The organism is Nocardioides sp., assembly GCF_050699375.1.
Taxonomy (GTDB): domain Bacteria; phylum Actinomycetota; class Actinomycetes; order Propionibacteriales; family Nocardioidaceae; genus Nocardioides.
Map to the genome: position 1 here is coordinate 1 of NZ_JBOHDN010000232.1, position 9,644 is coordinate 9,644.

Genomic DNA, 9,644 nt, shown 5'->3' on the forward strand with positions numbered 1-9,644 from the left:
CGTCATGACGCGCCGACTCGGAGCTGTTTCTCGTCAGGATGAGCCGACTCGACGTGCGCAGCGGCTCAGACCTGGTCGAGGAACCGGTCCATGACGCGTGCGCCGAACTCCAGGGCGTCGACCGGGACCCGCTCGTCGACGCCGTGGAACAGGGCGGTGAAGTCGAGCTCCTCGGGCAGGCGCAGGGGCGCGAACCCGTACGTCCTCATCCCGAGCCGCTTGAAGTGCTTGGCGTCGGTGCCGGCCGACATCAGGTAGGGCGCGACGAGGGCGTCGGGGTCCTCGGCGATCAGCGAGCTCTCCATGGCGGAGACGAGCGCGCCGTCGTACGGCGTCTCCCACGGCATCTGGTTCTGGTCGAACTCGATGTCGATCCCCTCGCCGCACAGCTTGCTCAGGGTCTCGAAGAAGTCGTCCTCGTAGCCGGGCAGGAAGCGGCCGTCGACGTGCGCGGTCGCCTCGGTCGGGATCACGTTGACCTTGTAGCCGGCGCCGGTCATGGTCGGGTTGGTGACGTTGCGCAGGGTGGCGCCGATCATCCGCGCCGCGGGGCCGAACTCCTCGACGAGCCGTTCGGCGTTCTCCGGGGTGGGCTCCTCCCCCGCGATCTCGCCGACCGCGGCGAGCAGCGTCTGCATCGTCGGGGTGAGCTGCACCGGCCACTCGTGCGCGCCGATGCGGGCGAGCGCGCCGGAGAGCCTGGTGATCGGGTTGTCCCGGTTGATCATCGAGCCGTGCCCGGCGGTGCCGCGGGCGGTCAGCTTCATCCAGGCCATGCCCTTCTCCGCCGCCTCGATCAGGTAGAGCCTTCTCCCCTTCACCGTCGTCGAGAAGCCACCGACCTCGCCGACCGCCTCGGTGCAGTGGGCGAGCAGGTCGGGGTGCTCCTCGACGAGTACGTTGGCGCCCTTCATCCCGCCCGCCTCCTCGTCCGCGGTGAAGGCGAGGGTGATCGGGCGCTCGGGGATCCTGCCCGTGCGCTGGCGGTCCCTGACGACCGCGAGGAGCATCGCGTTGAAGTCCTTCATGTCCACCGCGCCGCGACCCCAGACGTACCCGTCCTGGATCTCTCCGGAGAAGGGGTCGACCTGCCAGTCCTGGGCGGCGGCGGGGACGACGTCGAGGTGACCGTGCAGCAGGAGGCCGTCCTGTCGTCCGGAGGTCGAGCCCCCTCCCCACTGCGCGACGACCGAGGCGCGCCCGGGCTCGGACTCATAGATCTCGGATGAGATCCCGACCTCGTCGAGCTGCGCGGCGACGTACTCCGCCGCCTTCCGCTCCCCCGGCCCCGGGTCGTTGCCGTAGTTGCTGGTGTCGATGCGGATCAGGTCACGGCAGAGGTCGACGACCTCGTTCTCGGCACTGGTCATACCGCCACCGTATCGACCGCCGGCGACAAATCGCCCCCTGACGTCCACCTATGCGCAACCTGAGGATTTCGGCGCGGATGGATGTGTGGGTTTCCATTGACGTATGCAGAAGCGTGCGCTCCTCTCCGCTCACCGCGCCGCCGCGCGGCAGTCGGGGCACCGCGACAACTCCTGGGAGTCGCTGCTGGAGGCCGCGAAGATGGAGGTCGACTACGTCGAGTTCGACGTGCACCGCACCGTCGACGGCGAGTTCGTCCTCCACCACGACAGCCATGTCCGCGACCGCATCGGCCGCAAGGTGAGGATCGAGCACAGGACGTACGCCGCCTTGTCGAGGCTCGCTCCGTTCCGCCTGGTGCGCTATCGGGAGGCTCTCGAGCTCCTCGCCGCCCACGGCAAGCACGCCCACATCGACTTCAAGTTCGCCTCGCCGTCGGACCATCTCGGCATCCCGCACGAGGTCGACGCCGCCGAGATCGCCCTCGAGGTGATGGACAAGAGCTTCATCCTGACCACGATGGTCGACGAGTCCGTACGCGTCCTGCGCGACTGGGCCGACCTCCGCGCCCCCGAGACGCTCGTCGGCCTCTCCCTCGGCGGGGTCGACTGGCGCCACCACCCGTTCAAGCTCGTCCGCCTCAAGCTCTCGGAGTTCTTCCCCGAGGGCCGCATCCGCCGCTGCCGCTCCAACCTGGTCGTCGTCGAGCAGCGCCTCGCCGACGTCTGGCTCCTGCGCTGGGCCCACCGCCGCAACATCAAGGTCCTCGTCTGGACCGTCGACAACCCCGGCCGCCTGCACCGCTTCGTCAACGACCAGCGCGTCTGGATGGTCACCAGCAACCACCCCGGCCGGGCGTTGCTGCCGGTGTGACACCGGTGTTCGAGCTTGTCGAGACGGCCCGCCCGCGACACCCCACCCCCGCTGGTCGAGCTTGTCGAGACCCCCTACCCAGAACACCAGCCACCTCGATTCGGCACCACGAGGGGCTCCTGATAATGTTCTTCCTGTTGCGCGCGGGTGGCGGAATAGGCAGACGCGCTAGCTTGAGGTGCTAGTCCACGTACTAGTGGGTGGGGGTTCAAGTCCCCCCTCGCGCACAGAGAGAAACCCCAGGGAGACCTGGGGTTTCTCGCATTTCACGTGACTCTGCGGAGCCCTGTGGGGCACCAGCGGCCACGACCGCCGAGCCAGACCGACCGGTGCGCGAGGCGAGGTCACGTACGTGACGGCCGGCCGGAGTGCATAGCTGACGACCTGGGACACGACTCTCATTGGTCGCGAGTCCCCCGGACGCCCCGGAGTGGTCCGCTGTTTGATCTGCCTTCAATCTGATTTGGCTTCGATCCGCCAGATTGTGGTCTGCGGGTTCGATTCTCGGTGTCGATCGTGCCGGTCCGGCCGCATCCAACCCTGGAACAGGATCCCCCTCCCATGAACCAGATCAAGTTCGTCGTCGCCGGTGCCTTGGCACTCCTGGGCGCCGTCGCCTTCAGCGGACAGTTCTCCGACGCCGAGCCCTCCGCAACCGGCAAGGCGAGCGCCGCGGTCGGCGGGGACACGCTTCGGATCGGCGTCGAGGACACCGAACCGGTCTACTACCAGAGCGACGACGGAACCAAGGGCTTCGACTATGAGATGGCGCGCACCGTCGCCGAGGGAATGGGCGTCGAGGCCGAGTTCGTGGCGATGGAGTTCGGCGAGCTCTTCCCGACCCTGCGAGCGGGCAAGATCGACATGATCGGGGCCCAGGTCACCACGACCTCGGAGCTGGAGCGGGAGTTCGACTTCAGCGCGCCGTACTTCTCGACGTACGTCTCCTTCCTCGCTCCCGAGGAATCGTCCATCCGGACACGTGGTGATGTCTACGGAAAGAACGTCGTGGTCGTCGACGGCACCATCCACGAGTCGTACCTCGAAGAGAAGTACCAGGACGTCGAGATCGTCAGTGCCCCGAACGCGGACGCTGCGGTCAAGCTGATCGAGCGCGGTGAGGCCGACGCGTTCTTCTGCGGAGCGCCTTACGCCAAGTCGATCATCGAGGGCGCGCCGATAGCCTTGAACGAACCGATCGTCTACGAGGCCAAGGGCGCCCCGATCGGGTTCGTGCTCCGATCTGGCGACCAGCGAAAAGAGGAGATCGACGGGGTCCTCAAGAACATGGTCCTCGATGGCAGGTGGTCGAAGATCAAGACCGACTACTTCGAGGCAGACCCGCTCGCCGAGGTGTTCAGGGAGAAGGGCGCCTGATTACCCGATCCATCAGCGTCACCTCGCTGGTGCGTTCATACGCACCAGCGACGTACGTGACGATCAGGATGAGCTCAGCGCATCCTTGACGCGGTCGACGATGGAGTGGAACGGCATCGTGGCGAGCTGCTTCGGGGCAGATCCGGCGGCGCCGGGGTGGGCGTGGGTCGGTGCGACCAGCTCGGCGGCGGCCAGACGCTTGCCCATCGTGTGCCGAGCCGTCTCGTCGAGGGTGGTGATCAGGAGCGGAAACTCGACCTGCTCCTCCTCGTCGGCGTGCTGCTCGATCGCGATCTTGAAGATCGGGAAGGTCTCGTCGAACTCGGAACTGTCGACGCCCAGCTCCTCGAGCCGGGCCAGCATCTCGGTGGCCTCCTTCTCGTCGGCGTTGAGCGCCTTGGTCAACGCCTCGCCGCCGTGAACCGAGGCGACCGGGTGTACGACGATCTCCTCTGCCGTCTCGTGCACGGCGAGAAGGGCGCGGAGGTCGTCGAAGGCCTGACGCTTGGCCGGTCCCGAGGTGTTCTCCACGGTCGCACAGAGCTGCCGGATACCGGCGTGCTGCTGCAGCAGCATCCTGACCACGTCACCCTCGAGCAGCTCGGAGGCCTTCATGAGATCTTCGGTCACATGGGACATGGGGTTCTCCTGTCTCGAGTCCTGTTCAGATATCACCCCAGGTACCCACGGCAGGTTTACCCCATACACCTGTCCAAGCGACCACCGATCTGCGAGAGTTCAGAAGTGATGCGGTCAGGGGTGGTAGTCGTAGCTGTGGTGAGTCCGCAGGAGGTCGTCATGCGCGGGCTCACGACGATGCTCGCCGACTTTCCCGACCGCCTGGTCGTGACCGCGCTTCCGGCCGTACGCAGCATGGCGCCGGGCGTCGACGTGATCCTCTACGACACCCTCGGCCTCCATCTGAGCGACGGCTCGGATCTCGACCATCTGCTGCACCGCACCGATGCCAAGGTGCTGATCGTCAGCCGGGACATGCGCCCGGACCTGCGGGCCAAGGCCCAGTCGCTGGGAGCCAGATCCTGGGTCTCGATGAGCGTGCACGCCGGAGACCTGGTGCACAGCATCGAGCTGACCGCGGCCGGCGAGCCGATCGCCGAGCAGGTCGACCGGATGGGCGTCGCGGCAGGGCTCACCACCAGGGAGGTCGAGGTGCTCGCGCTGATCACCCAGGGGCTGTCCAACAGTGAGATCGCCGCCAAGCTGGTCCTGAGCGTGAACACGCTCAAGAGCCACATCCGGCTGACCTATCGCAAGATCGAGGTCACCAACCGCAGCCAGGCGGTCAGATGGGGTATCGCCCACGGTTTCGCCCCGCCGGACGAGACCGACTTGGAGCCGGGCGCATCGGTGGCGGCCCGGATGGTCACCGAGGAAGCATCCATGGAGCTGCCTGAGTGACCGGTTTCGACCAGGTCGACGCGTGCACGGAGCTCTTCGTCATCACCGCCGAGCGGGCCGCCTCCTCGCAGCATCGTCGGCGATGACAGGCCCGGCCGTTCAGGCCGGGCCTCGATGGAAGCTACCTGGCTGCAGGGAGCACACTGCGACAGTGCCTGATCCCTCTGCTAGCGTCCCGGCGAATCGTTGCCGCCCGGGCGCGTGGGGGGAACCTCTGGCTCGTAGTGCTCCGACTTGTGATCGACGTCGGGGTCGAGCTGATCTGCCGATCGCACGGCGTCCTCCCGACGACCACGCTGAACGTGGAGTCCTTCGCGTCGCTCGTTGGCCAGGGTCTCCGCGCGGTCGGCCTCAGCAAGTTTGGCCTCGGCGTCCGCTCGGGCCTTTTCGGCGGCGGCCTCGTCCTGCCGGACGCGGGTCTCGTCCCGGCGTATTCCGGTCGCCTGGTCCTGCGCCTCGTGACGCAGCTCGTCCGCGCGATGGCGGTCCCGTCCCTGCTTGTTGCGGCGCATCAACACGACGGCGTACGCCACCAACAGCACAGCCACGATGATGACCACGATGAGCACGATTATTTCGATCGTCATTTCGACCCCTCTCCGGCGGCGCCCGGAGGTCGGACGCCATGACCTACCCGGTACCCGATCCGTCCCAACCCAAACGTAACGGCGGCGATGGACAGGGAGGCGCTGGACAGGGAGGCGTTCGCCTGCTGCCTCGCTCAGGCCGCGATGCCTACGCCTTCGAGCCGCGCGCGCAGCTCATCGATGATCCTGTTCAGGATCCGCGAGACCTGGGTCTGGGTGACGCCGATCGCCTCGCCGATCTCGGCCTGGCTGCGGTCCTCGAGGTAGCGCAACCGGACCACGAGCTGGTCGCGCGGGCACAGCGCGTGGATCGCCTGCCCCAGCGCCAGCCTCGTCTCGCAGTCGCCCAGCCCGCCGTCGAAGCCGGGAAGCATGTCTCCGATGGTGGCCTCCGGGGAGGCAGAGCTCCCGTCGTCGGGTCGTAGCGGGGCGTCCAGCGAGGACGGGGTGAAGCAGCCGCGGGCATCGAGCGCCTCGCGCACCTTCTGCTCCGGCATCTCAGTGATATCGGCCAGCTCGGAGGTGGGCAGGGTGCCGCGCTCGGAGCCGATCCGCAACAACGTGCTCTGCAGCTCCTGGATCGGGCGCGGCGGGCGCACCGTCCAGCCGTGGTCGCGGAACCAGCGCTTCACCTCACCACGGATGGTCGGCACCGCATAGGTCAAGAAGTCGTCGGCACGATCGGGGCGGAAGCCCTTCGCGGCACGGACCAGAGCGACGTACGCAACCTGCTCAAGGTCCGCCCGCGAGATGCCGCGACCAACATAGCGACGCGCGATCGAGCGGGCGACGACGGCGTTGAGCAGGATCACCTCCTCCACCAGGTGCTCGCGCTCCTCGCCCTCGGCGTGCTCGGCCCGCTCCAACAGCTCCGCGGTCAGACGCTGGCGCTCTGCACGGGGCAGGTCGGTCTCGAACACCTCGGTATCGGGACGGTGGTCCAACCCGATACCGGGCTCTGTCCTCGTCTGTGTGCTCGTCATGCCTTCATGGTTGTCCCCACGCAGCGCGAGGCAACGCCTACGCGGCGATATTCACCCTCGGGGGTGTGATCTCGGGCCCGGAAGGTCACCCAAAAGGGTGAGGCTAGCGCCAGCATCGCAGGGGTACCGAGCGGGGCGTACGAAGGAAGCGAGCACAACAGGAGTGATCTGCATGACCACCAAGAGCTTCGAGACCGGTGACCTCACGGGGACCCCTGACAAGGACTACAACCTGATCTGGTTCACCGAGGTCTGCCTGAACAACGTGCTGCGCCTGGACACCTACATCCAGGACGCGCGCCGCTCGGGCGACGCCGACCTCGAGGACCTGTTCCTGCGCGCCCAGGCCAACTCGGTCCAGGGCGCGGAAGAGGCCAAGGCCATGCTCCGTACGCGTTTGAGCACGAGCGCGTGAGTGCACCACACCACTACACACCGAGGTGAGAACCGATGGCATTAATTCTCTGGCTGATCGCGGCAGTCCTGGTCATCGGCGGCATCGTGTCGCTGATCCGTGGCCAGATCCTGTGGGGAGCCGTGCTCATCGTGGTCGGCCTGTTGGTCGGCCCCGGCGGGGTGAGCATCTTCACCTAGACACCATGTGGCCCCGGTGCCGTTCGCGGGCGTCGGGGCCACGTGGCGTCCAGGTGAACTCGAACGATTGGATCGACCATGGGTAAGTGCGTCACGTGCGGCAACGACTACGACAGGTCCTTCGAGGTGAGGACGGCCTCGGGAGAGAGCCTCGTCTTCGACTCGATCGAATGTGCGGCGAGCAGGATCGCGCCCAAGTGCGTCAACTGCGGCACCCGCATCCTGGGCCACGGCGTGGAGAACGAGGAGCACATGTTCTGCTGCGCCCATTGCGCCCATGCGGTGGGAGTCACGGGCGTCAGCGACCGGGTCACCAGCGGCTCCTGAAGAGGTACGTCCGCGCCCTCGCCCCGCGCACCGGAGGTGCAGCAGATGGGCAACATCTCCCCGTACGCCGAGGTCTCACGTCGACTCGACGCCGAGCCTCATGACCGGGTCCAGGCGAGTGACCTCCCGGGTGGCCAGGTCGACCATCACCGCGGTGTCGGCGGGCACGGGCGTCCATCCGGGCTGTCCGAGGCCGCTGGAGACGATCTCGAGGCCGTGATCCGTCTCGCGGTAGTCCATGGCGAAGTACTCAGTGGTGTGCCGAGGCGGGATGTCGCCCTCGTCGTCGAAGAGCTCGCGCAGGGCGCGCAGAGGCGAGTCGGCACGCGAGTTGATGTGGATGGCGAACATGTGAGTTGGCGTGAGCATCAACGCGTTCAGGCTGCAGCGCGGGAACCTTTTGACGAGCGTGGCCAGCGCCCGGGTGACGCCCTCGGCCTCGTCGCCGTACTGCTCCACGCTCTGGTGCACGAAGTGGAAGTAGCGCTCGCTGTCGGTCTCCCCGCGCAGCTGCGCTCGGGACTCCGGGGTGAGCAGCGCCTCGAGGTCGGCGATCGGGGTGATGTGCCCGTTGTGCGCGAACGCGGCGTCGTCGGTCAGGAACGGATGAGTGTTCTCCGGACGTACCTCGAGGCCACCGGTCGCCCAACGCAGGTGCACGAGGCCCGCGTGGGAGAGCGGATCCTCGACGAGCCGGCGATAGGTCTCGTCGATGTCCGCCGAACGCGGCGAGCTCGCCGTACGTGTGCCCTCGGGCGTCTGCCAGGCCATCCCCCAGCCGTCGGAGTGCACGCTGGTGAGCGAGGTGAAGGCGTCGAGGCCCTTCTGCCCGAGCAGGTCGGCGACGGCGCACGGGGACTCGGTCACGTATCCGAACAGGCGACACATCGTGGAACGGCTCCTTCAGGGTCGGTATCCCCTCACGCGGTGCTGGTCCCGTCCGGCTGTCGACCAGCGGGACGCAGGTGCGTGAAGTGAACAGGCACTCCAAGAGCAGTACCCACGACGAGGTCAGGACAGTCGGCGTCGAGGAAGAGCTCCTCCTCGTCGACGCCCAGACCGGCGCTCCGCGGTCCGTCGCCAGCCAGGTGCTGCGAGTGGCACGCCGGCGCGGTGACACCGAGGTCGCGGACGGCGAGGCCGGCGGGTCGGTGGGCCCGGAGCTGCAGGAGCAGCAGGTGGAGACCGACACTCCGGCAGAGGAGCATCTCGTCCTCCTCGAGACGGAGCTGCGGCGGTGGCGTGACAAGGCTCGTGCCGCGGCGGCGGAGGCCGGCGCACTGATCCTGGCGAGCGGCACGACCCCGTTGCCGGTGCGTCCCCAGACCTTCGATGACGAGCGCTACGCGGCGATGGCAGCGAAGTTCGGGCTGACGGCCAGCGAGCAGCTCACCTGCGGCTGCCACGTACATGTCTCGGTCGACTCCGACGACGAGGCCGTCGGGGCACTGGACCGGATCCGCACCTGGCTGCCGGTATTGCTCGCGCTGAGCGCGAACTCGCCGTTCTGGCAGGGCCGGGACTCCGGCTACGCGAGCTATCGATCCCAGGTGCTGGCCCGGTGGCCGACCAACGGACCGACCGACGTCTTCGGCAGTGGCCAGGCGTATCTCGATCACCTGCGCCTGCTTGTCGACACGGGGGTTCCCATCGACGAGGGCATGGCCTACTTCGATGCCCGGCCGTCGCGCAAGTATCCGACTCTCGAGGTCCGGGTCGCCGACGTCTGCCTCGACCCGCGCGACGCCGCGCTCATCGCCGCGCTGTCCCGGGCGCTGGTCGAGACCGGAGCGAGGCAATGGGCGGAGGACCAGCCGGCCGATCCCGCTTCGGTCGCGCTGCTCCGGCTCGCGATGTGGCAGGCCGGGCGGCACGGGCTCGACGGCGACCTCCTCGACCCTGGGACGCACCGGCCCCGGCCGGCCCGTGACGTGGTGGACCGCCTCGCCGCACACCTCGGCCCGGCGTTGCGGGACGCCGGAGACTGGGAACGCGTCGAGAAGGGCATCGACCGGGTCTTCTCCCGCGGCACCGGCTCCTCGACCCAACGGAGCATTCACGATGAGGTGGGCCGGCTCGACAGAGCTGTGGTCCGGCTGGCCGAGCTCACCTGAGC

General features: G+C 67.8%; 12 protein-coding genes and 1 tRNA gene. 8 read left to right on the forward strand and 5 right to left on the reverse strand.

Annotation, left to right across the window (positions count from 1 at the left end; translation table 11 throughout):
• Positions 1 to 65: 65 nt before the first annotated feature.
• The gene (locus tag ACRDPS_RS17210) at positions 66 to 1,370 is read right to left on the reverse strand and encodes a M20/M25/M40 family metallo-hydrolase (protein ID WP_431502883.1); all 1,305 of its coding nucleotides are present in this window, start codon (positions 1,368 to 1,370) and stop codon (positions 66 to 68) included.
• Positions 1,371 to 1,473: 103 nt separating this feature from the next.
• Between ACRDPS_RS17210 and ACRDPS_RS17215 the strand changes: the two genes are divergently transcribed.
• The 3 genes from ACRDPS_RS17215 (at position 1,474) to ACRDPS_RS17225 (ending at position 3,618) form a co-directional block, all read left to right on the forward strand.
• The gene (locus ACRDPS_RS17215) at positions 1,474 to 2,241 is read left to right on the forward strand and encodes a glycerophosphodiester phosphodiesterase (protein WP_431502884.1); all 768 of its coding nucleotides are present in this window, start codon (positions 1,474 to 1,476) and stop codon (positions 2,239 to 2,241) included.
• Between the two features lie 141 nt (positions 2,242 to 2,382).
• A tRNA-Leu gene (locus ACRDPS_RS17220) sits at positions 2,383 to 2,468 on the forward strand.
• Between the two features lie 334 nt (positions 2,469 to 2,802).
• Positions 2,803 to 3,618 carry a substrate-binding periplasmic protein gene (locus ACRDPS_RS17225; RefSeq protein WP_431502885.1) on the forward strand — a complete coding sequence of 272 codons (816 nt, stop codon included), beginning with the start codon at positions 2,803 to 2,805 and terminating at the stop codon, positions 3,616 to 3,618.
• A gap of 63 nt (positions 3,619 to 3,681) precedes the next feature.
• Here the strand turns inward: ACRDPS_RS17225 and ACRDPS_RS17230 are convergent, their stop codons facing one another.
• Positions 3,682 to 4,257 carry a hemerythrin domain-containing protein gene (locus ACRDPS_RS17230; protein WP_431502886.1) on the reverse strand — a complete coding sequence of 192 codons (576 nt, stop codon included), beginning with the start codon at positions 4,255 to 4,257 and terminating at the stop codon, positions 3,682 to 3,684.
• A gap of 159 nt (positions 4,258 to 4,416) precedes the next feature.
• Between ACRDPS_RS17230 and ACRDPS_RS17235 the strand changes: the two genes are divergently transcribed.
• Entirely contained in the window at positions 4,417 to 5,037 is a 621-nt protein-coding gene (locus ACRDPS_RS17235; RefSeq protein WP_431502887.1) for a helix-turn-helix domain-containing protein, read from the forward strand.
• A 167-nt stretch (positions 5,038 to 5,204) separates the two neighbouring features.
• Here the strand turns inward: ACRDPS_RS17235 and ACRDPS_RS17240 are convergent, their stop codons facing one another.
• Together ACRDPS_RS17240 and ACRDPS_RS17245 are read right to left on the reverse strand one after the other, a co-directional pair.
• Positions 5,205 to 5,624, reverse strand: a complete 420-nt coding sequence (locus ACRDPS_RS17240) for a hypothetical protein (protein ID WP_431502888.1) — start codon at positions 5,622 to 5,624, stop codon at positions 5,205 to 5,207.
• Between the two features lie 134 nt (positions 5,625 to 5,758).
• Entirely contained in the window at positions 5,759 to 6,607 is an 849-nt protein-coding gene (locus tag ACRDPS_RS17245; RefSeq protein WP_431502889.1) for a sigma-70 family RNA polymerase sigma factor, read from the reverse strand.
• Between the two features lie 172 nt (positions 6,608 to 6,779).
• Between ACRDPS_RS17245 and ACRDPS_RS17250 the strand changes: the two genes are divergently transcribed.
• The 3 genes from ACRDPS_RS17250 to ACRDPS_RS17260 all read left to right on the forward strand — a co-directional run bounded on the left by ACRDPS_RS17250 (position 6,780) and on the right by ACRDPS_RS17260 (position 7,528).
• Positions 6,780 to 7,022, forward strand: coding sequence for a hypothetical protein (locus ACRDPS_RS17250; protein WP_431502890.1), 243 nt, complete (start codon positions 6,780 to 6,782; stop codon positions 7,020 to 7,022).
• Positions 7,023 to 7,057: 35 nt separating this feature from the next.
• Complete coding sequence (locus ACRDPS_RS17255; protein WP_431502891.1) at positions 7,058 to 7,201, forward strand: GPGG-motif small membrane protein; 144 nt, start codon at positions 7,058 to 7,060, stop codon at positions 7,199 to 7,201.
• Positions 7,202 to 7,279: 78 nt separating this feature from the next.
• Positions 7,280 to 7,528, forward strand: a complete 249-nt coding sequence (locus tag ACRDPS_RS17260; protein WP_431502892.1) for a hypothetical protein — start codon at positions 7,280 to 7,282, stop codon at positions 7,526 to 7,528.
• Between the two features lie 75 nt (positions 7,529 to 7,603).
• On the opposite strand, the gene ACRDPS_RS17265 is transcribed toward ACRDPS_RS17260, so the two are convergent.
• Positions 7,604 to 8,416: a class II glutamine amidotransferase gene (locus ACRDPS_RS17265; RefSeq protein WP_431502893.1), complete on the reverse strand. Its 813-nt coding sequence runs from the start codon at positions 8,414 to 8,416 to the stop codon at positions 7,604 to 7,606.
• Positions 8,417 to 8,502: 86 nt separating this feature from the next.
• Here ACRDPS_RS17265 and ACRDPS_RS17270 point away from each other — a divergent pair, with 86 nt between their 5' ends.
• A complete protein-coding gene (locus ACRDPS_RS17270; protein WP_431502894.1) occupies positions 8,503 to 9,642 on the forward strand; it encodes a carboxylate-amine ligase in 1,140 nt (379 codons plus the stop codon).
• Positions 9,643 to 9,644 lie beyond the last annotated feature (2 nt).

Bases quoted from the DNA above. Each gene is read 5' to 3' on its own strand.
- ACRDPS_RS17215 (WP_431502884.1), top strand. From the start codon at position 1,474: ATGCAGAAGCGTGCGCTCCTCTCCGCTCACCGCGCCGCCGCGCGGCAG.
- ACRDPS_RS17260 (WP_431502892.1), top strand. From the start codon at position 7,280: ATGGGTAAGTGCGTCACGTGCGGCAACGACTACGACAGGTCCTTCGAG.
- ACRDPS_RS17225 (WP_431502885.1), top strand. From the start codon at position 2,803: ATGAACCAGATCAAGTTCGTCGTCGCCGGTGCCTTGGCACTCCTGGGC.
- ACRDPS_RS17230 (WP_431502886.1), bottom strand. From the start codon at position 4,257: ATGTCCCATGTGACCGAAGATCTCATGAAGGCCTCCGAGCTGCTCGAG.
- ACRDPS_RS17265 (WP_431502893.1), bottom strand. From the start codon at position 8,416: ATGTGTCGCCTGTTCGGATACGTGACCGAGTCCCCGTGCGCCGTCGCC.
- ACRDPS_RS17250 (WP_431502890.1), top strand. From the start codon at position 6,780: ATGACCACCAAGAGCTTCGAGACCGGTGACCTCACGGGGACCCCTGAC.
- ACRDPS_RS17235 (WP_431502887.1), top strand. From the start codon at position 4,417: ATGCGCGGGCTCACGACGATGCTCGCCGACTTTCCCGACCGCCTGGTC.
- ACRDPS_RS17255 (WP_431502891.1), top strand. From the start codon at position 7,058: ATGGCATTAATTCTCTGGCTGATCGCGGCAGTCCTGGTCATCGGCGGC.
- ACRDPS_RS17210 (WP_431502883.1), bottom strand. From the start codon at position 1,370: ATGACCAGTGCCGAGAACGAGGTCGTCGACCTCTGCCGTGACCTGATC.
- ACRDPS_RS17240 (WP_431502888.1), bottom strand. From the start codon at position 5,624: ATGACGATCGAAATAATCGTGCTCATCGTGGTCATCATCGTGGCTGTG.
- ACRDPS_RS17245 (WP_431502889.1), bottom strand. From the start codon at position 6,607: ATGACGAGCACACAGACGAGGACAGAGCCCGGTATCGGGTTGGACCAC.